The following is a 20,981-nucleotide window of genomic DNA, read 5'->3' as shown; positions in this document are numbered from 1 at the left end:
CCATGGTCGGCGTACGCGTGGATCCGGGTGGTGATGCCCTCGACATCCAACTCCGGATGGAACTGGGTCGCATACACATTGACGCCGACGCGGAACATCTGCACCGGGCATCCCTCACCCCGCGCCAGCAGCGTCGCCGACGCAGGCAGCTGCGAAACCGCCTCTTTGTGACCGACGAACGCGGTGAAGCGATCGGGGAGCCCCGCCAGCAGCGGGTCGGCGCGCCCCTCGGGCGTGCGGTCGACCTCGATCACGCTGACCGGCTCGCGGTAGGTGCTGTCGATGACCGCTCCCTGATGAGCGCCCAGGGTGCCGATGCCGTAGCACGCGCCGAGGAAGGGGAAGTCGCGCTTCACGACCTCGTCGAGCAGGGCGGCGAACTCGGCCTCGACCCGGCGCTGCACGGCGGATTTCCACGGGTCGGACGCGTTGAACGGCCCGCCGCCGACGAAGATGCCCGACAGCTCGTCGAGGTCGAACCGCGGCATCGGCTCGGCCTCGAGGCGCACGCGGATCAGGTCACGCTCGTCAAGCCCGCTGTACCGCAGGAAGAGGGCGTACTCCTCATCCGCGGGGACGTCTTCGGGGCGCGTCGCGAGCAGCACGAACGGCTTCATCGTCAGTGAGTCTAGGGCTAGCGGCGCCGCGGCACCGGCCCCCGCTCAGGCGGCGGGCGCCGGCGTCGAGGCCACCAGGATCCCCTGCGCCTCGGAGTACGACTCCAGTGCGAACACGCCGTTGTCGCGGCCGACGCCGCTCATTCCCATGCCGCCGAACGGCATGTCGTCGCGCGGTGTCGCGGTGTTGATGAGCACGCTTCCGCTGCGCAGCCGTCGCGCCAGCTCCCACGCCGTGGGCACGTCGGCGCTGAAGACGTAGTTCGTGAGCCCGAAGCGCGTCGCGTTGGCCAGCTCGACCGCCTCGTCGTCGTCACCGTACGTCAGCACGCTCAGCACCGGTCCGAAGATCTCGTTCTGCACGATCGGCATGTCCGGCCGGCATCCCAGCAGGAGCGAGGGAGACACGAAGTAGCCGCGCGACCGGCCGCCGCGAGGCTCGAGACCCAACACCTCCTCGGCGCCGTCGGCGACCGCGCCGGCGACGCTCTGCTCGATCCTGGTCCGCTGGGCGTCCGAGATGACCGGGCCCAGATTCGTAGCCGGGTCCGAAGGGTCGCCGATCCGCAGAGAGCGGCCGAGCCGGATCAGACGGTCGACGAGTTCGTCGTGCACGTCCCGGTGCACGATCGCGCGCGTGGGCGCGGCGCACCACTGACCCGAGTAGTAGGTCCACACCCTCCCGAGGGCTTCGACCGCGGCATCCAGGTCGGCATCCCGGCGGACGATCAGGGCGCCCTTCCCCCCGAGCTCGAGGAGCATGCGGCGCATCGAGTCTGCGCCCGAGCGGTAGATCTCGGCGCCCGCTGCCGTGCTGCCGGTGAAGCTGACCATGTCGACACCGGGCGCCGACACCAGCGTGCGGCCGACCTCCACCCCGGAGCCGGTCACGATGTTCACCACTCCGTCCGGGACGCCCGCCTCCTCGCAGATCGACGCGAACGCCAGGAGCTCCAGCGGGTCCTGCGGGGCGGGCTTGAAGACGACCGCGTTGCCCATCGCGATCGCCGGGGCGATCTTGCTCGCCGCGCCGATCAGCGGGAAGTTGAAGGGCGCGATCGCGGCCACGACTCCCACCGGACGACGGGCTGTCTGGCCGGAGGTCAGGGACGGGCCGGCCGGCGTGGCCCGGATCTCGATCCCGTGCTCGACCGGCCGCAGCCCGGTGAGGAGGTCGGCGAAGCGCTCGAAGCGCGAGACGGCGCGGTCCACGATCACCGGCGCCGCGCTGAGCAGGCACCCGGTCTCCGCGGCGATGAGGGGGGCGAGCTGCTCGCGTCGGGCGCCGAGCGCACGACCCATCGCCCGCAGGATGCCGGCCCGTTCGGCAGGTGCGGTCGCAGCCCACCCCGGCTGTGCATCCTGCGCGGCCGCGACGGCCTGCTCCACCTGGGAGGCAGTGGCTTCCGGTGCCTGCCCGACGACGTCCTCCGTCGTCGGGTCGATCACCGGATAGGAGTCATCCGTCAGGATGCGGGATCCGCCGATGAAGATCCCGCGGGTGGCCGCCTCGAGTCCCCAGTCATCCTTGGCCTTCATCGTCGACTGCCTCCGTGTTTGACGTACTAATGGTCGGTCTTTAATATACTAGCCAGGTCGTCGAGGTAGATGACAGAGGTGGAGCGCAGCTCCGTGAGGAGATGACTGAATGACGTCCGACTTCCCTGGACTGCTCGCCGGAGTGCGGATCCTGGACTTCACCCACGCGCTGGCGGGTCCGTTCAGCACGCAGATGCTCGCCGACCTCGGGGCCGAGGTGATCAAGGTCGAGCCGCCGTCGGGCGACAAGACCCGGCAGATCCCTCCCCACTTCATCGACGGAACGTCGCTCTACTTCCACGCCATCAACCGCAACAAGCGCAGTCTCGCCCTCGACCTGAAGTCGGAGTCCGGTCAGCAGGTGCTTCGGGATCTGATCCCGAAGGTCGACGTCGCCATGCTCAACTTCAGCCCCGGGGTGGCCGAGCGACTGGGACTCACGCACGAGCAGCTCAGCGCCCTCAACCCCCGGATCGTCACGTGCAGCCTCTCTTCGTTCGGGCCGCGCGCTACCGAAGACATCCGCGGGACCGACCTCGTCGCGCAGGCGATGGCCGGCGCGATGTCGATCACCGGCTACGAGGGGGGCGCACCCGCCCGCGCCGGAGTGCCGACCGCCGACCTGACCGGCGGGTTCTACTGCACCGTGGCGGTGCTGGCAGGCCTGCTGTACCGCCACTCGACCGGGCACGGAGTCGCCCTGGACACCTCGCTGTTCCACGCGCAGCTCTCCCTGCTGAACTACATGGCCGCCTACGCCGCGCACACCGATGTGCCGATCCAGCGGCTGGGCTCGGGCTATCCCGCGACCGTTCCGGCGCAGGCGTTCGCCACCTCGGACGAGCGCTGGCTGGTCATCGACGCCGGGTTCGACCATCACTTCGCGGCGCTGTGCGAGGCGCTGGAGCGGCCGGACCTGGCCGCGACGCCGGCGTACGCCGACCGCGCCGCACGGCTCGAGGCGAAGGCGGAGCTGGTGGCAGAGCTCCAAGCCACGTTCCTCACCCGCACGCGCGACGAGTGGGTGCGTCGGCTGCACGCGCACGGGGTCCCCGCCGCACCGGTCAACGACACGCTGGAGGCCATGCGGGCGCCGATCGCCGCCGAGGGCGGACTCGCGCCGATGGAGATCGGCGACCAGCGGGTCGAGGTGCTGCGCACGCCGATCTGGGCAGATGGATCCAACGCGCACCCGATGACCGAGCCCGAGCGGATCGGGCAGTCGAACTCCCGGGTGCTGGGCGACCTGCTCGGCTACGACCAGGAGCGGGTCGCAGCGATCACGGGGCAGAGCGCTGTGCCACGCTGAGCGTGGAGATCACGATGAGGAGATCACGCACATGACGACCACACGCCTGCTGGAGCAGGAGGATGCGCCCGGAATGAGCCTCAGCGATCGCGCCTACGAGGCGATCCGCGACGACATCCTGTTCCACGTCTTCGAGCCGGGCGCGATCATCACCGAAGGCGCGCTCGGCGACCGCTACGGGATCGGCAAGACGCCGGTGCGGGAGGCGCTGGTCAAGCTCGAGCAGGAGCACCTGGTGGAGTCCCGTCCGCGCAAGGGCTACGAGGTCGCCCCGCTGACGCTGGCCCGGGCTCGGGACATGTTCCTCGTGCGCCGCCTGCTCGAGCCCCCGGCCGCCCGCATCGCGGCCGCTCGCGGGGTGGATGCCGCCGAGCTCGCGACCCTCGAGGAGCTCGCCGCCGAGGAGGCCCGCTGCCGGGGCGCCGTCGCCCCCGCGGACCATGACAGCGTCGTCGCCTTCGTGAAGGCGTCGTCGGCATTCCATCTGCGCGTCGCGAAGGCGAGTGGCAGCCTCATGCTGGTGCGGATGCTTCAGGAGGTCATCGTCAAGCTCGACCGCTACGTCTATCTGGCGATCACGCACTCGACGGGGTTCCCGGGGTACGCGCAGACCCACGCGCAGCTGATCGACGCCCTTCGCAGCCCTGATCCCGATGGGGCGGCCCGGATCGTGCAGGAGCAGGTCGACGAGGCCGAGCGAGCCGTGGTGGACGCGCTGCTGGCCACCCCGTCGATTCAGAACGCCCAGCTTCGGGCGTGACCGGAAGGCAGTGCGGGATCGATCCCGATCCCACGGGCGAGCGCGTGGATGCCGCGGGTTAGGTGCGCGGTGAGCGATCGCGAGACCCGGTACGCCGAGCTTCTGGAGGACCTGCGTGCCGAGGCTGCCGAGCTGGACGCGCTGCTGGCCCCGCTCGGCCCCTCCGACTGGCGGCGCGACACCCAGTCGCGCGGCTGGACGATCGCCCACCAGGTGGGCCACCTGGAGCTCACCGAGCGGCTCATGCTCACCGCCGCCGTCGACGAGGACGAGTTCCGGCGGCTGGCACCGATCACCCGCACCAAGCCCGAGATCGACCCCGTCGAGTTGAGCCGAGACGACATCGGCGAACGGCGCCTGGCGGCGTGGCGCGCATCCCGCGAGGCCCTGCTGAGCGTGCTCGCCGACTCCGGCAGCTCGACGCGGATCCCCTGGGTGGGCCCGTCGATGAGCGTTGTCACCGCCGCCACGGCGCGGGTGATGGAGATCTGGGCTCACGGCGAGGACATCCACGATGCGCTCGGCGCCCGCCGGGCGCCGACCCGCCGGCTGCGCCACATCGCCCACCTCGCGGTGGCGGCGCGGGACTACTCCTTCCTCAACAGGGGGCTGCCGCCACCCGCCGTGCCCTTCCGCGTCGAGGTGCGCGGGCCCGGGGGAGAGCTGTGGTGCTGGGGGCCTGAGGACGCCGCCCAGCGGGTGCAGGGGGATGCCTACGACTTCGCGCTGCTGGCGACCCGGCGGGTGCACCGGTCGGACTCGCGGGTCATCGCCGTGGGCCGCGACGCCACCACGTGGCTGAGGACGATCCAGGCCTATGCCGGGCCGCCCGGACCGCGTCGCCGGCCCACCGGAGTGTCCGGCGGTGCATCGCTTCTCGGCTGAGCGCCGCGATGCCAGCACTGCTGGACTGATGTGCCACAGAGTGATACTGTCATCTCACATTGGCGAGGCTGCCATGAACAAGTCGGCAGCACCACGGAGACGGGAGACTCACGAGTGGGCGTACTCGACGGCAAGGTCGCGTTCATCACCGGGGCTGCGCGCGGCCAGGGCCGCTCGCACGCGATCCGGCTGGCCGCCGAGGGCGCCGACATCATCGGCGTCGACCTGCCCGATCCGCTGAGCAGCGTCGGCTACCCCATGGGCACGCGGGCCGACTTCGACGAGACCGTCCGGGCCGTGGAAGCACTCGACCGCCGGATGCTCGCCTTCGACGGCGACGTGCGTGACAGCGCCGCGATGAACCGAGCCGTGGAAGAGGGCGTGGCCGCGTTCGGCCGGCTCGACATCGTCCTCGCCAACGCCGGCATCGGGTCGTTCGCTCCCGCCGAGCAGATGAGCGACGACGCCTGGGACGAGATGATCGGCATCAATCTCACGGGGGCCTTCCGCGCGGTCCGCCCGGCGATCCCGCACCTCAAGCGGGAGGGCGGCTCGATCGTGTTCACCGGATCGGTCGCGGCCCTGCGCGGGATCCCCAACCTCGCCCACTACACCGCCGCCAAGCACGGACTGGTCGGTCTGATGCGCACGCTGGCGATCGAGCTCGCCCCGCACCAGATCCGCGTCAACGCGGTGCATCCGACCAACGTGGACACCGATCTCATCCACAACGAGCCGACCTATCGGCTCTTCATGCCGGACCGCGATCCGTCCACCGTCACGCGGGAGGATGTCGCGCCGATCTTCGCCCAGGCCCAGCCGCTCGGCATCCCCTGGCTGCAGCCGGGCGACGTCAGCGACGCGATCCTGTTCCTCGTCTCCCCGGCGGGGCGCTACATCACCGGCGTCTCGCTGCCCGTCGACGCGGGAAACCTCATCCGGTGAGGGCGAGGTGAACCGGTCGTGAGCGCTCCGGAGGCGGCCGCCAGGCCGAAGCAGAACAGCTCGCACTGGGGTGTGTTCCTGGCCCGGGATCTCGGGTCGGGCATCGAGGTCACCCCGTCCCCGCGCGATCCCGCACCCTCAGCGGTGCTCGGCAACATCGCCGGGGCGGTGCGGCATCCGGCGCGCGTCGCCCAGCCTGTCGTCCGCGAAGGGTGGCTCATCGACGGGCCGGGGCCGAGCCGGCGCCGCGGCAGCGATCGCTTCGTCGCGATCTCGTGGGACCAGGCGCTGGAGCTGGCCGCCGAGGCGCTCCGTCGCGCCTACGAGAGTCCCGCAGGTGCGCGTTCCGTCTTCGGCGGCTCTTACGGCTGGTCGTCCGCGGGCCGGTTCAACCACGCGCAGAGCCAGGTACACCGGTTCCTCAACACCCTCGGCGGCTACGTCGCCTCCCGGACCACATACAGCTCGGCGGCGGCCGAGATCATCCTGGCGCGGGTGGTGGCCGACTGGCAGGTCGTCGCCAACGGGGTGACCTGGCCGGACATCGTGGAGCACACCGAGCTCGTCGTCTCGTTCGGCGGCATGGCCGTGAAGAACGCAGCCGTCGCCCCTGGCGGCATCAATCGCCATCTCGTGGATCGGCATCTGGCCGACGCCGCCGCACGCGGATGCCGGTTCGTGCTGGTCAGCCCGATCCGCGACGACCTGCCGGACAGTGTCGACGCCGAACAGCTGCCGATCCGGCCGGGCACCGACACGGCGCTGATGCTCGGGATCGCGCACACCCTCGCCGTAGAGGGTCTGGTCGACCACGACTTCCTCCGCCGGTGCACCGTCGGCTACGAGCGGTTCGAGCGCTATCTCCTCGGAGACGACGACGGCCTCGCCAAGAGCGCCGATTGGGCCGCCGCGCAGAGCGGAATCCCCGCCGAGACGATCACCGGTCTCGCGCGACGGATGGCGGCCGGCCGCACCCTGGTCGCCGTGTCGTACTCGCTGCAGCGTGCCGAGCACGGGGAGCAGCCGGTGTGGATGGGCCTCACGCTCTCGGCGATGCTCGGGCAGTTCGGCGCCGCCGGCGCCGGGTTCACCTTCGCACTCGGGGCGATGGGGCACATCGGACGACCGCGCGTGCGCATGAAGCTGCCGAGCCTGCCGCAGGGCGTGAATCCGGTCACCGACGCGATTCCGGTGGCGCGGATCGCGGACATGCTGCTCGCACCGGGGGAGCGCTTCGACTTCGACGGTCAGAGCCTCGTCTATCCGGACATCCGCCTCGTCTACTGGGCCGGCGGCAACCCGTTCCACCACCATCAGGACCTTCGGCGGCTGTCCAGAGCGCTGGCCAAGCCGGACACGATCATCGTCCACGAGCCGTTCTGGACCCCGATGGCCCGGCACGCGGACCTCGTTCTCCCGGCGACCACGACCCTGGAGCGCGAAGACATCGGTGCCGGGTTCAACGACAGCGAGCTGGTGGCCATGCACCGCATCGTCGAGCCCGTCGGGCAGGCCCGCGACGACTACGCGATCTTCACGGCCCTGGCGCAGCGGCTCGGAGTCGCCGAGGCGTTCACCGAGGGCCGGGATCAGCGCCAGTGGCTCGAGCACCTCTACGAGGGGGCGCGAGCGGCGGCCGCGACGGAGGGGGTCCGCTGGCCGTCGTTCGACGACTTCTGGGAGGCGGGCAGTGTTCCACTGCCGGCGGACGGCGACCTGTCGAATGCGTTCCGTGCATTCCGAGAGGACCCGCAGCGGCATCCTCTTCCCACCCCCAGCGGGCGCATCGAGATCTTCTCGTCGACGATCGACTCGTTCGGGTACGACGACTGCCGTGGCCATCCCGCCTGGTTCCCGCCCGTCGAGGGCTGGAGATCGGATGCCGCGGCGCGGTTCCCGCTGCAGCTCATCGCCAACCAGCCGGCGACGCGTCTGCACAGTCAGCTGGACATGGGCGCGCACAGCCAGGACGCGAAGGTGCAGGGTCGCGAGCCGATCCGCATCCATCCCTCCGATGCGGCCGATCGCGGCATCGAGGACGGCACGGTGGTGCGGGTCTTCAACGATCGGGGAGCATGCCTGGCGGGCGCCGTGCTCAGCGATGCGGTGCGGCCGGGCGTCGTCCAGCTGTCCACCGGCGCCTGGTACGACCCGGTCGGACCCGACGGGATGTGCGCCCACGGGAACCCCAACGTGCTCACGCGCGACGCGGGCACGTCCCGACTCGCACAGGGATGCACCGGGCAGCTGACCCTCGTCGAGATCGAGCCCTACCGAGCGCGGCCGCCGGAGGTCGGGGCGCACCGGGCGCCGCCGATCGTCACCGCGGCGGCCGCCACCGAGCCCCCATGGCTGTCGAAGCCGAAGGCACCTGAAGAACGGAGAGAACGTCGTGGCTGAGCTGTATCGCCCGTTGCCGCAACTGGTCGACCTCGTCCCTGATGGGGCGCGGGTCTGCCTGCCGAAGCAGTATCCCTTCGCGCTGCTGCGCGAGATCGTCCGCCAGGGCCGGCGCGATCTCGACATCGTCGCGGCGCCGACCGGCAACTTCGGCGTGGACTTCCTGGTGGCGGCGGGGGTGGTGCGCTCGGTGGAGGCCGGCGCGATCCATCTGAACGAGTACGGACTGGCACGCAATTTCAACAGGGCGTGGGAAGCCCGTGAGGTGACGTTCATCGAGTCCACCTGCCCGGTCATCGAGATGGCGCTGCACGCGGGATCGGCGGGGCTCACCTTCACGCCCGTGCCCGGCCTGATCGGCTCGGACATCCTGCGCGACCGGCCGGACTTCCTCGTCGTCCCCGATCCCTTTGAGCCCGACGCCGACATCGTGCTCGCACCGGCCATCGCGCCCGACCTCGCGCTCGTGCACGGGGTCCGCGCCGATCCCCACGGAAACGTCGTGTGCAGCATCTACAACGACGAGCGACTGGTCGCCCAGGCGGCATCGGTCGTGCTGGCCACGGTCGAAGAGGTGCGCGAGGATGCCTTGGCCTCTCTCGCCGCGGATGAGCAGGTGATCCCGAGCATCTACTTCGACGCGATCGCCGTCGCGCCGCGGGGTGCGCATCCGCTGGGCGCAGAGGGGCTGTACGACGCCGACCATGCCGCGCTGCGGGCCTATGTGAACGCGTCCGCCTCGGCGGAGACGATGCGCGAGTACGTGGACCGCGTCGTCCTCGGCGCCGTGGACGAGGCGGACTATCGTCGCCGCGCTGTGGAGGAGCTGAGCCATGTCTGACGTGAGGACCGACGAGCTGATGGCCGTGCTGTGCGCGCGGCACGTGCACGACTGGGAGCGGATCGCGGCGGGGGCGAACTCGCCGATTCCGGCGGCCGGGGCGCTGCTGGCCCGCGAGCTCTGGGCCCCGAACGCGCGCGAGGCCGGCACCGGCCACGACGCCCCGTTCATCGGGGCGAAGGAGTTCACCGCGCTGATCCAGCGCGGCAAGGTCGACCTGTTCTACTTCTCGGCTGTGCAGCTCGACCGGCACGGCGACATGAACCTGCAGTACGTCCGGACCCCCTCCGGGGGTCGGCGCCGGTTCCAGGGGGCGTTCGCTGCGCCGGTGTACTACTACACCGCCAAGCGCACGGTGATGTTCCGCACCGAGCACTCGCCGCGCTTCCTCGTGGACAAGGTGGACTATGTGACCGCCTCCGCCGCTTCACACCCGCGGCTGAGGCGTCATGGGACCCTCACCGAGGTGATCACGCCGCTCGCGGTGCTGGGCTACAACCCGGAGGCCGGCCACATCGAGCTCAAGTCCGTGCACGAGGGACACACGGTGGCCGAGGTGCAGCAGGCGACGGGGTTCCCGCTTCCGCTCGCCGATGACGTCGGGACGACGGTGCCTCCGACCTCCGACGAGCTCGAGGCGCTGCGGACGGTCGTCTACGACCGGATGTCCCAGCTCTATCCCCAGTTCGTCGAGCGGGTGCGCAAGGAGGTCGTCCGATGAGGTCGGTGCGTGTGGACTGGAGCGGCGAAGGGCTGCGTTTCGAGGCCGGCACCGAACGGCTGCCCGGCGCCCGCATCGACGTGGACGAGCCCGCGCCGCTGGGCGGCGATCGCGGGATGATGCCCACCGAGCTGCTGCTGGGCGCGCTGGGGGGATGCGTCGGGATGAACGCGGTCGCCCTGCTGCGCAAGCGGAAGCAGCCGCTCGCCCACCTCGCCGTGCACGTCGAAGGCGAGCAGGCCGGCGAATGGCCGAAGGCGTTCACCGAGATCGACGTCACCTTCGAGCTCGCGTGGAACGGAACCCCCGACGACGAGATCGTGGGCGTCATGCTCGACCGGGCGGTGCACTCGTACTGCCCGGTGGGCGCGACGATCGCGAGCGGGCAGGCGGTGGTGCGCCACCACCGGAAGGACGTGGTTCTCGATGCATGACGAGAACAGGCTGCGCAGGGGGAGCAGGTGGTGACGCCCGCAGACCTGCACGGCGTGACCATCCTCGACTTCTCACCGACCGTCGGAGCCCTGGCGACCTCCGCCCTCGCAGATCTCGGCGCCGCGGTGATCCATGTGGGGAGGCCTCTGCGTGCAGGTCCGCTCGAACCGGTCGGGCGGGGCAAGCGCTCCATCGCGCTCGACCTGAAGTCACCGGCGGGACGCGAGGTGGCGCTCGAGCTCGCGCGATCCGCCGACGTCGTCGTGGAGGGCTTCCGGCCCGGCGTCGCCGACCGGCTCGGGATCGGCTACGCGGCGCTGTCCGCCGAGCATCCCGAACTCGTGTACTGCTCGCTCACGGGCTACGGCCAGAGCGGCCCCTACGCGGCGTGGGCGGGTCACGATCTGAACTACCAGGGAGTGTCCGGCCACGTGCAGTTCGAGGCGGACGGCCGGCCGGTGATGCCGAGCGGGCCCTGGGCGGATCGCGCGGCCGGCTTCAACCTGCAGATCGCGATCCTCGCGGGACTCGTGGGCCGGCACCTCCACGGCGTCGGCCAGTGGATCGATGTCGCGATGGCCGATTCGACGATGACGATCCCCCTCGACGAGCAGTACTCGGTCCCGGGAGTGGGCCGGATGCCGACCGGTGCCATGTCCGGCTCCTCGCTGCCGCGCACCCCGATGATCGACGGGCAGTACTGCTGGTACGGCATGTACGAGTGCGCGGATGGGGACTGGCTGAGCATCGCCTGCCTGGAGCCGCAGTTCTGGCGGAGACTGTGCCGGCACCTCGGACGGCCCGAGTGGGAGCCCGATCAGTTCGCGCCCGCTGCCCGGCAGGACGAGTTCCGCCGTCACCTGGCCGAGCTATTCCGAACCCGGCCGCGTTCGCACTGGCTCGCCGAGCTCACCGGCGAGGCCGATCTGCCCGTCGCGCCGGTGCTGCGCCCCGACGAGGTGCTCGGCGATCCGCACGTCGCGCAGCGGGGCGCGCTGGTGCCGGCGACCCTCCCCGGCGGGCAGCCGATGCTGCAGGTGGCCTCGCCCCTGCGCTCGGCCGCGCTGCCGCCGGAGCCGTCGCAGCCGGCCATGGTCGTCAGCGGCATGCACACCCGGGAGATCCTCGCGGACCTGGGTCGCACGTCGGCCGAGATCGACGCCCTGCTGGACAGTGGCGCGGCTCAGCAGAACGCCTTTCCGGGAACCATTACGGGATGACGTAAAGATCTTGACAAGCCCGAGCAGACCCTGCAGTATGAGTGGCACGTCACTGGCATATTAGTAAGCCGAACTGGTGGATTAGAACAGGGATGTTCCATATTTCACACGTTCACCCGGCTCCGATTGAATCCTGGAGGATGAGATGAACCGTCGTGTTCTTCCGATCTTGATCACTGCGGCTGCATTGGCGCTGACCGGCTGCGCATCGGCGGGCGCGAGCACCGATCCGAGCGCGGATGTGCCGCCGCCCCAGCCGACGCTGCGGTGGGCCGCGGTCACCGGCGAGCCGCCGATCAGTTTCACCGACGACGCGGGCGAGTCGATCGGAATGGACCCCGACCTGGCACGTGCGATCGCCGAGCAGATGCAGCGCGATGTCGAGGTGATCCCGGAGGCGTTCCAGAACTCGCTGCTGGGGCTCGACGCGAAGCGGCTGGATGTCGTCGGCGGGGCGAGCCTGAACCCCGAGCGTATGGAGAAGTACGAGATGGTGCCCTACTCGCTCGGCGCGTACGGGTTCCTCACCCGCGCAGACGGACCGGACGTCGGCGACGACATGGAGACGGATCTGTGCGGGCTCACCATCGCCATCAACGCCGGCGATGTGTTCATCCCGATGCTGCGCGAGACCGGCGACAAGTGCGTCGCAGACGGCAAGGAGGGCATCACGGTCTCCGAGTTCCCCGACGCCACGGCGAACGGACTGGCCGTGCAGAGCCAGCGCGCCGACGTGTGGGCGGGTCCGACCATCGCGCTGGGCTGGGCCGCCAAGCAGGATGAGGGCAAGTGGAAGCGCACGGGCGCCGAGTGGGGCCAGGTTACGATCGGCTTCGTGACCAACAAGGGCTCCGGTCTGGCCGAACCGATGGCTGCGGCGATCAACGAACTGATCAAGAACGGGACGTACGAGAAGATCATGTCGTCGTACGGTCTCGAGGCGAACATGATCACCGAGTCCTCCGTCAACCCGTCGCTGGACTGAGCCCGCGCCATGTCCTCAACTCCGAACGCGACGGCCGCCGAGCAGGACATGCGCGTCGACACCGCACCCCGAGCGGATGAGACCGCCACCGAGCCGCTGGTTCCGCGACGGCATTATCTGCGGACGGCTGTGGCGATCGTGGTCGGGGTGTACCTGATCGCCGTCATCCAGTCGCTCGTGACCAACGAGCGCTTCAACTGGCCCGTCGTCGCCCGGTATCTGTTCGACCCGATGGTCTTGGGCGGCGTGCTGAACACCTGCCTCCTGACGATCGCGTCCATGGGGCTGGGACTGATCCTCGCCTTCTTCGTCGCGCAGTTCGCGCTCTCCGAGAGCCGGCTGCTGAAGGCCGCGGCGATCGTGTTCGTCTGGCTGTTCCGGAGCGTGCCGCTGCTGGTGCTCCTGCTGCTGCTGTACAACATCGGCGCGCTCTACGATGTCATCCCCATCGGCATCCCGTTCGGCCCTCCGCTGATCGAGCTGCCCACCACCGGGGTGTCCGCCTTCGCGGTGGCGGTCGTGGCCTTCGGCTTCCACGAGGCGGCGTACAGCTCGGAGATCATCCGCGCGTCGATCCTCTCGGTGCCGAGCGGACAGCGGGAGGCGGCCATGGCGCTGGGCATGTCGAATGCGCGGACCATGGTGCGGGTCGTGCTGCCTTCGGCGGTGCGCGTCGCCCTGCCGCCGCTGATGAACCAGCTGATCATGATGCTGAAGGGCACCTCGATCGTGGCCTTCATCGCCTTCCCCGATCTGCTGTTCTCGGTGCAGAAGATCTACACGGTCAACTACGAGGTCATGCCGCTGCTCGTCGTGGCCTCGGTGTGGTACTTCGTTCTCGTCTCGGCCCTCACGATCGTGCAGCAGATCGTCGAGCGTCACCTCGCCCGGACAACCCGGCGACGCGGCGCGGCGGTGAAGGCATCGTGATGCGCCGGCGAGACGTCACAGGGCAATGGTCGAGCATGGATGGGAGGCGGTCGCAGTGACCCCGCTTCTGGAAGCGCATCACCTGCGCAAGACGTTCGGCTCGATCGTCGCCGTGGACGACGTGTCGCTCGAGGTCGCGCGCGGCGAGGTGGTCTGCCTCATCGGTCGCTCCGGCTCGGGCAAGAGCACGGTGCTGAGGTGCCTGAACCACCTGGACCCGCCCGACGAGGGGTGGGTGGCCGTCGAGGGCGAGGTGCTCGGCTACCGTCGTCGCGCCGGCCGGCTGCGGCAGCTGCCCCCGCGCGCGGTCGCGCGACAGCGTCGCCAGATCGGCATGGTGTTCCAGCAGTTCAACCTGTTCCCCTACCTCACCGCCACGGAGAACGTGATCGAGGCGCCCGTGGGCGTGCTGCGTCACAAGAGGGCGGAGGAGATCGAGAACGCGCACCGGCTTCTGGAACGCGTGGGTCTGGGTCACCGGATCGACGCCTACCCGGGGCAGCTGTCCGGAGGCGAGCAGCAGCGTGTCGCGATCGCCCGCGCGCTGGCGATGCAGCCGAAGGTGATGCTCTTCGACGAACCGACCTCTGCGCTCGATCCGGAGCTGGTGCGAGAGGTGCTCGAGGTCATGCAGAAGCTGGCCGAGGACGGGATGACGATGGTCGTCGTCACCCATGAGATGCGGTTCGCGCGCGAGGTCGGCTCCCGCGTGATCTACCTGGACTCGGGCCGGATCGTCGAGCAGGGGTCGGCGGAGGAGGTGCTCGGCTCGCCGCGCGAGGAGCGGACGCAGCGTTTCCTGTCGCGCATGCTCTGACCGGACCGCGCGATTGCCTGATCGGCCGATTGGATGATCGCCCGATTGGCTGGTCGCGCGATTGCCCGATCACAGAGTGCGGCCGTGGCGCACCTGGCCAGTACTCTGTACTCAGAGGAGGAGCCATGGCAATCGCACGCCTACACGGTGGACCCCTCGACGGGCAGCTTCTGCCCCTCGAGCAGGCCGACCTGGAGCAGCTCATCGCGCCCTATGGGGAGGGTCAGATCGTGTACAAGCGCGGCGGCGACCTCCAGAACACGGGCGATCACGACGGGCCGACCACCGCCGACTTCTGGTACCTGGGCTCCACCGAGGACATCAATCCGGACCCCGACGGCCGGGACGAGTGACCCCGAGCGAACCGGCACGCTCGGTCGAGGTCGAGCTCAAGTTCGACGTCGACGCCGACACGGCTCTGCCGGAGCTGGGGGAGCTGCCGGGGGTCGCGGTCGTGACGGCCGGCGAGGTGCGCGACCTGGATGCGCGGTACTACGACACCGCCGAGTTCGCGCTCGCCCATCGCGGCTTCGCCCTGCGCCGGCGCACCGGGGGACCGGACGCCGGGTGGCACCTGAAGGGGCCGCTGCGCGCGGGCGGGCGCACGGAGACCCAGTGGCCGCTGGGGGAGCCGGGTGAGGTGCCGGCAGCCGTGCGCGAAGAGCTCGCGAGGGTGGTGGATGCCTCGCTGCCCGCGCTGCAGCCGATCGCCCGGATCCGGAACCGCCGGGTGGCGGTGCAGCTGCGGGATGCGGCGGGCGGAATGCTCGCCGAGTTCGCCGATGATCACGTGCTCGCCAGGGACGAGCGCACCCGCATGGAGCGACGCTGGCGCGAGTGGGAGTTCGAGCTCGGTCCGGCGGCGCCCGCCGACCGCCGGCCCCTGTTCGAGGCGTTCGCCCGCAGCGCTGCCGCCGCCGGCGCGCGGCCTGCGTCGTCGGCGTCGAAGCTCGCGCGCGCCCTCGGCCTCTGACCCGCGCGCCGTCGCGGAGGGTGGTCTCAATGCCCGGAGCCGCGAACGCGCGCACTCCACCCCACGACGGCGTCGATGCCGCCCTCGATGAACGCGGCGCGCTTGGCGTGACTCCAGCCCTGGATGCGCTTCTCCCACCGGAACGCGTCCTCAATGCGCGGGAACTCGTCCGACCAGACCAGCGTCACGGGCAGGCGGCGCCGCGTGTATGCGGCGCCGTGCCCGCTGCTGTGCTGTTCCAGACGGAGCGCAAGATCTTTCGTGCTGCCGACATAGAACGTCCCGTCGTTGCAGCGCAGGATGTAGACGTATCCCATGGGGCGAAAGTACGGGATGCCTGCCGCCGCCGTGCCGCTTCTCCACAGGCCCCGGTCGTTGAGCGAGCGGAGCGCGGTGTGTCTGCCCCCCGGTCGTTGAGCGAGCAGATCGAGGTGTGTCTGCCCCCCGGTCGTTGAGCGAGCGGAGCGAGACGAAACGCGGTGGGCTGTTGTGCGGAGGTTCGGGGCGTTTCGTCTCGGTCGCGCTGCGCGCGTCCTCGCTCAACGGCCGGGGGCGTCGCGGCGCAGGCCCGCGCGGCTTCGCTCAGAGGTTGATCATGTGGCCGGCGAGGCCGTGGAACGCCTCCTGCAGCGCCTCGGACAGCGTCGGGTGCGTGTGCACGTTGCGCGCCGCCTCCAGGGCCGTCAGGTCCCACTTCTGCGCCAGCGTCAGCTCGGGCAGCAGCTCGGAGACATCCGGACCGATCAGGTGCCCGCCGATCAGCTCGAGGTGCTCGGCGTCGGCGATGAGCTTCACGAACCCGATCGGCTCGCCCAGGCCGTTCGCCTTGCCGTTGGCCGAGAAGGGGAACTTCGCGACCTTCACGTCGTAGCCCTCGTCACGCGCCTGCTGCTCGGTGAGCCCGAACGACGCCACCTGCGGGTTGCAGAAGGTCGCCCGCGGCATCATGCGGTAGTCGCCGAGGGCCATGGTCTCGGCCCCGCCGATCGTTTCGGCCGCGACCACGCCCTGCGCCTCAGCCACGTGGGCCAGCTGCAGCTTCGCGGTCACATCGCCGATCGCGAAGATGTGCGGCACCGACGTGCGCATGAAGTCGTCGATCTCGATCGCGCCGCGGTCGGTGAGCTTCACGCCCGTGTTCTCGAGGCCGAAGCCCTCGACGTTGGGCGCGAAGCCGATCGACATCAGCACCTTGCCGGCCTCGATCGAGCCCTGTGCGCCGTCCTTGCCGGTGTAGGTGACGGTGACCTTGTCGCCCGTGTCCTCGACGGACTCGACCTTCGTGCCGGTGAGGATCTCGACGCCGAGCTTCTTGTACTGGCGGGTGATCTCCTTCGAGACATCCGCATCCTCGTTGGGGAGGGCCCGGTCGAGGAACTCGATGATCGTGCACTTCACGCCGTAGTTGGCCAGCACGTAGGCGAACTCCATGCCGATGGCGCCGGCGCCGACGATGACGATCGACTCGGGGATGTCGCGGTCGAGGATCTGCTCCTCGAAGCTGACCACGTTGCCGCCCAGCTCGACGCCCGGAAGCAGCCGCACCTTCGACCCGGTCGCGATGATCGCGTTGTCGAACGTGACCTCCTCGGTGGAGCCGTCGGCCTTGGTGACGGTGATCGCGTTCGGGCCGGTGAACGAGCCGCGTCCTTCGTACTCGGTCACCTTGTTCTTCTTCATGAGGAAGTGGATGCCCTTGACGTGCGTCTCAGAGACCTTGCGGCTGCGATCCCACGCGGCGCCGAAGTCGAAGTGCACGTCACCCGAGATGCCGAACAGGTCGGCCTGGGCCGTGAAGATGTGCGCCAGATCCGCGTTGCGCAGCAGCGCCTTGGAGGGGATGCATCCGACGTTCAGGCAGACGCCGCCCCAGTACTTCTCTTCGATGATCGCGACCGACTTGCCCAGCTGGGCGGCGCGGACCGCCGCGACGTAGCCGCCGGGACCGGCACCGAGGATGACGACGTCGTAATGAGTCATGCCCTCCAGCCTAGTCGCCTGAGGGGCCCTCCCCGCCGGTGTCCGCCTGCTGCCGGAGGCGCTCCTGGGCCGCCGCGCGGCGGGCCCGCGAGACCAGCAGATAGATGACGGCGCCGGCGACCGCGGCGAGCAGGATGCCTCCGGCCACCCAGGGCCAGACGTCGCCGAACGTGGAGTCCTCGTCGGCCGGGGGAGCGACCTCGGTGGGCGTCGGCGACGGCTCCGTGGTGGGCTCGACGGGCGCGGCGGTCTCGGTGGGGGTGGGCTCGGGCTCGGGAGCGCCCTCGACGGTGAACGAGAACTCGCCCGAGATCGGATGCCCGTCGCTGGAGACGACCTTCCACGCCACGTCGAAGGTGCCGTTCGGCTCGGCCACGGCGGCCAGGGGCTGGGTCACCGTGACGCCCTCGACGATCGGGTCGCCGTCGTCGACGCGGGTGCCGGAGGCATCCGTCACCTCGACGACCGTGGCGCCCTCGTCGGCGAGCACCTCGGCGCTGAAGGTGAGCACGACCTGCTCGGGCGCGGCGTCGAGCGTGCTGTTCGCAGGCGGGTCGGAGTCCACGAGCTGATCGTGTGCGGCCGCGGGCGCGGCGCTGGCGAAAAGGGCCGCCGCGGCGATGCCGACGGCGGCGAGGAAACCGGTGACAGAGCGTGCAGACATCCCCTCGACCATACCCCGGCCGCAGACGTACCATGGCCGCGAGGGGCTGGGAAGAGAGGTGTGATGTGGACGCGATGACGCGGGACATGATGTCCCAGGGGATGATGCCCATGGCGGGCATGGAGAGCATGGACATGGCGGTCATGCAGGCCTGTATGGATGCCTGCTCGGCCTGCGAGCAGGCATGCACGGTGTGCTCGGGGCAGGGCATGGCCGACGGCACGATGATGTCGTGCGCGACCATGTGCATGAACTGCGCCGACATGTGCAACACGATGATGCGGGCGATGATGCGCCCGATGGGCATGAGCCTGCCGAGCATGATGGCGATGCTGGATGCCTGTGCCGCGATGTGCCGCGCCTGCATGGACGAGTGCATGAAGCACGCCGAGATGAGCGAGGTCTGCCGCATGTGCGCCGACTCGTGCCGTGCCTGCATGCAGGCGTGCATGGCCATGAAGGAGGCCGTCGCGGCGATGGCCTAGCCGCTACGACGAGACGTTGAACCAGGCCGTGCCCGCCGCGAGCACGTGGTAGCGGGTGTGCAGCGCCACCGGTGCGCCTGCGGCCACCGCGCCGGCCGCGCCCGCGCCGCTCCAGACAGCGAGGAGATCGCCGTCGAGGGTGCGCACGATGACGTGCCCTGTCGCGGGGTCGGCGTGCGCCACGATCGCGTCCACCCAGTCGCGCGGGGTCGCCGAGGCGAGCCGGCGCTGGATGAGGTGCAGCGCGTGGCCCGGGGCGATGCTCGAGCACTCGAACCCGTTCGCGCACATGCACGTCGCGGCCTCACGCACCGGAAGGGGCGGGATGCGGCCGGGTCGATTCGACACGACAGGTCCTTTCGCTCGAAGGGGGTTCCAGGCCAGAGTAGGAGCCGGTGCCCGAGGCGGTCACATCGACCGAGACACGGCGTCATGGATCGGCTCGGACCGATCCGGATTCCGGCCCTTTCGCGAGCGTGTCGATCGGATAGTCTTGTTGGCCAGAGGAGGACGAGCGTGTCAGAAGCTGACAACCGCGGGCCTGAATCCGGGGGGATCCGCCGCGAGCCGGAGGGATCGAACGGGCGCGAGGGCACGTACGACACGACGCAGACGTTCGGGCATGACTCCGACCTGTCGTTCGTGCCGTTCGGGCATGAGCTCAGCGATGTCGAGCTCGAGGCGATCGAAGCGCTGCCGTCCCGGTCGGCGCTGCTGATCGTGCGCTCGGGCCCGACCGCCGGGGCGCGGTATCTGCTCGACACGGACGTGATGACGGTGGGCCGGCACCCCGAGGCCGACATCTTCTTCGACGACGTCACCGTCTCACGCCGGCACGCCGAGATCACGCGCGACGGCGCGATCTTCGAGATCATCGACCAGCGTTCGCTCAACGGCACCTACGTCAACGGCGAGCGCGTCGACCGCGGCGTGCTCGTCAACGGCGCCGAGGTGCGCATCGGAAAATTCCGGCTCAACTTCTTCTCATCCCCGGCCGACTTGTCCCAGCCTGCGGCCGGATGATGGCCGCGCAGCCTGCCCGCGAACGTCCGGCGTCCGCGGTACTTCTCAGCATCGGACAGGTGCTGGCGCGCCTGACGCCGGAGTTCCCCGGGCTGTCCGCGTCGAAGCTGCGGTTCCTCGAGGTGCAGGGCATCGTCACGCCCTCGCGCACCGAAGCGGGGTACCGGAAGTTCTCGCAGGCCGACGTCGAGCGGCTGCGCCTGGCCCTGACCCTCCAGCGCGATCATTTCCTGCCGCACAGTGTGATCCGCGACTACCTCGAGGCCTTGGATGCGGGCCGCGACCCTGCGGCCCCCGCGGCGGTGAGCCTGCCGGCATCCATCGTCGCTCCGCCCCGCCGCTACCGCCGCGCCGAGCTGCTCGCCGCGGCCGGGGCGGCCCCGCAGCTGCTCAACGACGCGGTGAGTACCGGGCTGCTCGCCGCCTCCGAGACCTACGGCGAGGACGCGGTGGCGCTGCTGCGCGCGATGGTGGCCCTCGACCGCCACGGCATCGAGCCGCGGCACCTGCGCGCGGTCAAGCAGAGCGCCGAGCGCGAGGCGTCGCTGATCGAGTCGGCGCTCTCGTCGCTGCTGCGACGCACCGACGCCGCGTCACGTGCCCGGGCCAGTGAGCTCGCGCCCGAGCTGGCACGGCGGCTCGAGGAGGTGCGCGCCGGATTCGTGAAGGCGGCCATCGGCCGCATGGTCGGCTGACGACACGCCGAGGCGTTCGGGCGGATGTCGTTGCCCGCACCCCGTCCCTGATCTAGCGTGGAACACACCCGAGACGTGAGGAGGACCCGACATGGCTGTGGGTGAGCGCGCGGGCGAGCAGTACGGCGCCGACCTCCTCTTCACGGACGGTCTGCCCGAGCTGGATGACCAGGTCGGCTACCGCGGCGCGGTCGCCGCGCGTGCCGCGGGCATCACGTACCGCCAGCTGGACTACTGGGCCCGCACCGAGCTCGTCGAGCCCACCGTGCGCGGCGCCACCGGCTCGGGCTCGCAGCGCCTGTACGGGTTCCGCGACATCCTCGTCCTCAAGCTCGTCAAGCGCCTGCTCGACACCGGCATCTCGCTGCAGCAGATCCGCACCGCGGTCGAGCAGCTGCGCGCCGCGGGTGTGCGCGACCTGGCCGGGACGACGCTCATGAGCGACGGCGCGTCTGTGTACCTGTGCACGTCGAACGACGAGGTGATCGACCTGGTCAGCCGCGGGCAGGGCGTGTTCGGCATCGCCGTCGGCAAGGTGCTGCGCGAGGTGGAGTCCGAACTCGTCGACTTCGACGCGCAGGCGCCGGAGGCGGTCGACGAGCTCGCCGCCCGCCGCGCCGCCCGCAGCGCATGATCCGCCCCGCTTTCCCTGGTCGTTGAGCGAGTCGAAACGCTACTCCCTGGTCGTTGAGCGAGCGGAGCGAGACGAAACGCTACTCCCCGGTCGTTGAGCGAGCGGAGCGAGACGAAACGCGGT

24 protein-coding genes are annotated in these 20,981 nt (G+C 70.2%); 18 read left to right on the top strand and 6 right to left on the bottom strand.

What is annotated here, in order from left to right; genetic code table 11:
• The coding region (locus ACIWQI_RS12715; protein ID WP_396657919.1) for a glutamine amidotransferase at positions 1–617 on the bottom strand (617 nt) is incomplete at its 3' end.
• A gap of 45 nt (positions 618–662) precedes the next feature.
• Positions 663–2,156, bottom strand: coding sequence for an aldehyde dehydrogenase family protein (locus ACIWQI_RS12710; protein ID WP_396657918.1), 1,494 nt, complete (start codon positions 2,154–2,156; stop codon positions 663–665).
• 109 nt (positions 2,157–2,265) lie between these two features.
• On the opposite strand from ACIWQI_RS12710, the gene ACIWQI_RS12705 reads away from it, so the two are divergent.
• From ACIWQI_RS12705 to ACIWQI_RS12640, 14 genes are all read left to right on the top strand, one after another.
• Complete coding sequence (locus ACIWQI_RS12705) at positions 2,266–3,465, top strand: CaiB/BaiF CoA transferase family protein (RefSeq protein ID WP_396657916.1); 1,200 nt, start codon at positions 2,266–2,268, stop codon at positions 3,463–3,465.
• Between the two features lie 31 nt (positions 3,466–3,496).
• Complete coding sequence (locus ACIWQI_RS12700; RefSeq protein ID WP_396657915.1) at positions 3,497–4,225, top strand: GntR family transcriptional regulator; 729 nt, start codon at positions 3,497–3,499, stop codon at positions 4,223–4,225.
• Positions 4,226–4,294: 69 nt separating this feature from the next.
• On the top strand, positions 4,295–5,110 hold the full coding sequence (locus ACIWQI_RS12695; protein ID WP_396657914.1) for a TIGR03084 family metal-binding protein: 816 nt from the start codon (positions 4,295–4,297) through the stop codon (positions 5,108–5,110).
• Positions 5,111–5,224: 114 nt separating this feature from the next.
• Positions 5,225–6,055, top strand: a complete 831-nt coding sequence (locus ACIWQI_RS12690) for a mycofactocin-coupled SDR family oxidoreductase (RefSeq protein ID WP_396657912.1) — start codon at positions 5,225–5,227, stop codon at positions 6,053–6,055.
• Between the two features lie 18 nt (positions 6,056–6,073).
• A complete protein-coding gene (locus ACIWQI_RS12685; RefSeq protein WP_396657911.1) occupies positions 6,074–8,455 on the top strand; it encodes a molybdopterin-dependent oxidoreductase in 2,382 nt (793 codons plus the stop codon).
• A complete protein-coding gene (locus ACIWQI_RS12680) occupies positions 8,448–9,296 on the top strand; it encodes a CoA transferase subunit A (RefSeq protein ID WP_396657909.1) in 849 nt (282 codons plus the stop codon). The genes ACIWQI_RS12685 and ACIWQI_RS12680 overlap by 8 nt, the downstream gene beginning before the upstream one ends.
• Entirely contained in the window at positions 9,289–10,017 is a 729-nt protein-coding gene (locus ACIWQI_RS12675; protein ID WP_396657908.1) for a CoA-transferase, read from the top strand. The genes ACIWQI_RS12680 and ACIWQI_RS12675 overlap by 8 nt, the downstream gene beginning before the upstream one ends.
• The gene (locus ACIWQI_RS12670) at positions 10,014–10,451 is read left to right on the top strand and encodes an OsmC family protein (RefSeq protein ID WP_396657906.1); all 438 of its coding nucleotides are present in this window, start codon (positions 10,014–10,016) and stop codon (positions 10,449–10,451) included. Before ACIWQI_RS12675 ends, ACIWQI_RS12670 begins: the two co-directional genes overlap by 4 nt.
• Positions 10,452–10,481: 30 nt before the next feature.
• Positions 10,482–11,672, top strand: coding sequence for a CaiB/BaiF CoA transferase family protein (locus ACIWQI_RS12665; RefSeq protein ID WP_396657904.1), 1,191 nt, complete (start codon positions 10,482–10,484; stop codon positions 11,670–11,672).
• 169 nt (positions 11,673–11,841) lie between these two features.
• A complete protein-coding gene (locus ACIWQI_RS12660; protein ID WP_396657902.1) occupies positions 11,842–12,657 on the top strand; it encodes a transporter substrate-binding domain-containing protein in 816 nt (271 codons plus the stop codon).
• A 9-nt stretch (positions 12,658–12,666) separates the two neighbouring features.
• Positions 12,667–13,587 (top strand): amino acid ABC transporter permease, encoded by a 921-nt coding sequence (locus ACIWQI_RS12655; RefSeq protein ID WP_396657900.1) that lies wholly within the window; start codon positions 12,667–12,669, stop codon positions 13,585–13,587.
• 55 nt (positions 13,588–13,642) lie between these two features.
• Positions 13,643–14,404, top strand: a complete 762-nt coding sequence (locus ACIWQI_RS12650; RefSeq protein ID WP_396657899.1) for an amino acid ABC transporter ATP-binding protein — start codon at positions 13,643–13,645, stop codon at positions 14,402–14,404.
• A 125-nt stretch (positions 14,405–14,529) separates the two neighbouring features.
• Positions 14,530–14,757: a response regulator gene (locus ACIWQI_RS12645; protein WP_396657897.1), complete on the top strand. Its 228-nt coding sequence runs from the start codon at positions 14,530–14,532 to the stop codon at positions 14,755–14,757.
• Positions 14,754–15,377: a CYTH domain-containing protein gene (locus ACIWQI_RS12640; protein WP_396657895.1), complete on the top strand. Its 624-nt coding sequence runs from the start codon at positions 14,754–14,756 to the stop codon at positions 15,375–15,377. The genes ACIWQI_RS12645 and ACIWQI_RS12640 overlap by 4 nt, the downstream gene beginning before the upstream one ends.
• A 26-nt stretch (positions 15,378–15,403) precedes the next feature.
• Here the strand turns inward: ACIWQI_RS12640 and ACIWQI_RS12635 are convergent, their stop codons facing one another.
• The 3 genes from ACIWQI_RS12635 to ACIWQI_RS12625 form a co-directional block, all read right to left on the bottom strand.
• Complete coding sequence (locus tag ACIWQI_RS12635; RefSeq protein ID WP_396657894.1) at positions 15,404–15,694, bottom strand: GIY-YIG nuclease family protein; 291 nt, start codon at positions 15,692–15,694, stop codon at positions 15,404–15,406.
• 265 nt (positions 15,695–15,959) lie between these two features.
• Complete coding sequence (gene lpdA, locus ACIWQI_RS12630) at positions 15,960–17,357, bottom strand: dihydrolipoyl dehydrogenase (RefSeq protein WP_396657892.1); 1,398 nt, start codon at positions 17,355–17,357, stop codon at positions 15,960–15,962.
• A gap of 10 nt (positions 17,358–17,367) precedes the next feature.
• Complete coding sequence (locus ACIWQI_RS12625; RefSeq protein ID WP_396657890.1) at positions 17,368–18,021, bottom strand: copper resistance protein CopC; 654 nt, start codon at positions 18,019–18,021, stop codon at positions 17,368–17,370.
• A 74-nt stretch (positions 18,022–18,095) separates the two neighbouring features.
• Between ACIWQI_RS12625 and ACIWQI_RS12620 the strand changes: the two genes are divergently transcribed.
• Positions 18,096–18,506: a hypothetical protein gene (locus ACIWQI_RS12620; protein WP_396657921.1), complete on the top strand. Its 411-nt coding sequence runs from the start codon at positions 18,096–18,098 to the stop codon at positions 18,504–18,506.
• A 3-nt stretch (positions 18,507–18,509) separates the two neighbouring features.
• On the opposite strand, the gene ACIWQI_RS12615 is transcribed toward ACIWQI_RS12620, so the two are convergent.
• Positions 18,510–18,854 (bottom strand): hypothetical protein, encoded by a 345-nt coding sequence (locus ACIWQI_RS12615; RefSeq protein ID WP_396657889.1) that lies wholly within the window; start codon positions 18,852–18,854, stop codon positions 18,510–18,512.
• 168 nt (positions 18,855–19,022) lie between these two features.
• Between ACIWQI_RS12615 and ACIWQI_RS12610 the strand changes: the two genes are divergently transcribed.
• The 3 genes from ACIWQI_RS12610 (at position 19,023) to ACIWQI_RS12600 (ending at position 20,858) form a co-directional block, all read left to right on the top strand.
• A complete protein-coding gene (locus tag ACIWQI_RS12610) occupies positions 19,023–19,529 on the top strand; it encodes an FHA domain-containing protein (RefSeq protein ID WP_396657887.1) in 507 nt (168 codons plus the stop codon).
• Entirely contained in the window at positions 19,529–20,224 is a 696-nt protein-coding gene (locus tag ACIWQI_RS12605; RefSeq protein ID WP_396657886.1) for a MerR family transcriptional regulator, read from the top strand. The genes ACIWQI_RS12610 and ACIWQI_RS12605 overlap by 1 nt, the downstream gene beginning before the upstream one ends.
• Before the next feature lie 91 nt (positions 20,225–20,315).
• Positions 20,316–20,858 (top strand): MerR family transcriptional regulator, encoded by a 543-nt coding sequence (locus ACIWQI_RS12600; RefSeq protein ID WP_396657885.1) that lies wholly within the window; start codon positions 20,316–20,318, stop codon positions 20,856–20,858.
• Positions 20,859–20,981 lie beyond the last annotated feature (123 nt).

This window comes from Microbacterium sp. (assembly GCF_044508325.1).
GTDB lineage: Bacteria > Actinomycetota > Actinomycetes > Actinomycetales > Microbacteriaceae > Microbacterium.
The sequence above is the reverse complement of the archived record's forward strand: the minus strand, read 5'-3'. Positions and strand labels throughout refer to the sequence as shown.

What these genes read in the sequence shown, in the direction of transcription:
- lpdA (WP_396657892.1), bottom strand. Translation starts at nt 17,357, where the DNA reads ATGACTCATTACGACGTCGTCATCCTCGGTGCCGGTCCCGGCGGCTAC.
- ACIWQI_RS12670 (WP_396657906.1), top strand. Translation starts at nt 10,014, where the DNA reads ATGAGGTCGGTGCGTGTGGACTGGAGCGGCGAAGGGCTGCGTTTCGAG.
- ACIWQI_RS12605 (WP_396657886.1), top strand. Translation starts at nt 19,529, where the DNA reads ATGGCCGCGCAGCCTGCCCGCGAACGTCCGGCGTCCGCGGTACTTCTC.
- ACIWQI_RS12635 (WP_396657894.1), bottom strand. Translation starts at nt 15,694, where the DNA reads ATGGGATACGTCTACATCCTGCGCTGCAACGACGGGACGTTCTATGTC.
- ACIWQI_RS12655 (WP_396657900.1), top strand. Translation starts at nt 12,667, where the DNA reads ATGTCCTCAACTCCGAACGCGACGGCCGCCGAGCAGGACATGCGCGTC.
- ACIWQI_RS12645 (WP_396657897.1), top strand. Translation starts at nt 14,530, where the DNA reads ATGGCAATCGCACGCCTACACGGTGGACCCCTCGACGGGCAGCTTCTG.
- ACIWQI_RS12705 (WP_396657916.1), top strand. Translation starts at nt 2,266, where the DNA reads ATGACGTCCGACTTCCCTGGACTGCTCGCCGGAGTGCGGATCCTGGAC.
- ACIWQI_RS12675 (WP_396657908.1), top strand. Translation starts at nt 9,289, where the DNA reads ATGTCTGACGTGAGGACCGACGAGCTGATGGCCGTGCTGTGCGCGCGG.
- ACIWQI_RS12700 (WP_396657915.1), top strand. Translation starts at nt 3,497, where the DNA reads ATGACGACCACACGCCTGCTGGAGCAGGAGGATGCGCCCGGAATGAGC.
- ACIWQI_RS12710 (WP_396657918.1), bottom strand. Translation starts at nt 2,156, where the DNA reads ATGAAGGCCAAGGATGACTGGGGACTCGAGGCGGCCACCCGCGGGATC.
- ACIWQI_RS12600 (WP_396657885.1), top strand. Translation starts at nt 20,316, where the DNA reads ATGGCTGTGGGTGAGCGCGCGGGCGAGCAGTACGGCGCCGACCTCCTC.
- ACIWQI_RS12620 (WP_396657921.1), top strand. Translation starts at nt 18,096, where the DNA reads ATGACGCGGGACATGATGTCCCAGGGGATGATGCCCATGGCGGGCATG.
- ACIWQI_RS12625 (WP_396657890.1), bottom strand. Translation starts at nt 18,021, where the DNA reads ATGTCTGCACGCTCTGTCACCGGTTTCCTCGCCGCCGTCGGCATCGCC.